This window comes from Pedobacter sp. ASV12 (genome assembly GCF_016429155.1).
Lineage (GTDB): Bacteria > Bacteroidota > Bacteroidia > Sphingobacteriales > Sphingobacteriaceae > Pedobacter.
The window spans coordinates 1-576 of the sequence record NZ_JAELUC010000249.1; the positions used below are offsets into that span (position 1 = coordinate 1).

The 576-nt window shown below is 40.8% G+C and carries 1 protein-coding gene and 1 pseudogene; both read left to right on the forward strand.

Translation table 11 applies throughout. From position 1 onward, the window contains the following. Window positions 1-211: GNAT family N-acetyltransferase (locus JHD69_RS20150; protein ID WP_199142119.1), on the forward strand; the 211-nt coding region annotated here is incomplete at its 5' end. A gap of 131 nt (window positions 212-342) precedes the next feature. Next, window positions 343-576: pseudogene (locus JHD69_RS20155) on the forward strand (hypothetical protein); the annotation flags it as partial.

The window sequence follows — 576 nt, forward strand, 5'->3', positions numbered from 1 at the left end:
CAAGGGAATAGGTTTCGAAGCTACCAGACGGTTGCTCCAAATTGCTTTTTCCGACCTCAAACTCGAACATGTTTTTTTACACGTCCATCCAGAAAATATCGTAGCTATTCGTTGCTACCATCGAGCCGGATTTGAAGCCGTTGCGCTTGAAAATGAAATGCTCAAAATGGTTGTTAAAGCGAGTTCGTTTATCGGCGCTCCGTCCAATTGACCAAAGCAACTTTGCACGCAATCGAGCAATTTAATTTTAAAGGTTCCTAAGGCCGATCTGAAAGTAAAAGAACCGAAGGCTTTTGGCATGGCCTAGCTATGAAATCCCAAATCAGATTAATGTAAATCATCATGAAAAATACAGCCACTCGTGCCTTTGTTATTCCTTTGGCGCAAAAAACTGCTTGGAACAGATATGTTTCGGCCGCTTTAAAATATGATTTTTACCATACCTGGGATTATCAGAATTTAACCAAAAATGGCGAAGCAATGCTTTTCGTTTTCGAAGACCAGGCTAATTTTATTGCTTTTCCATTGCTAAAAAGCTGTCTCTTATACACATCTCCGAGCCCACGAGACAGTACT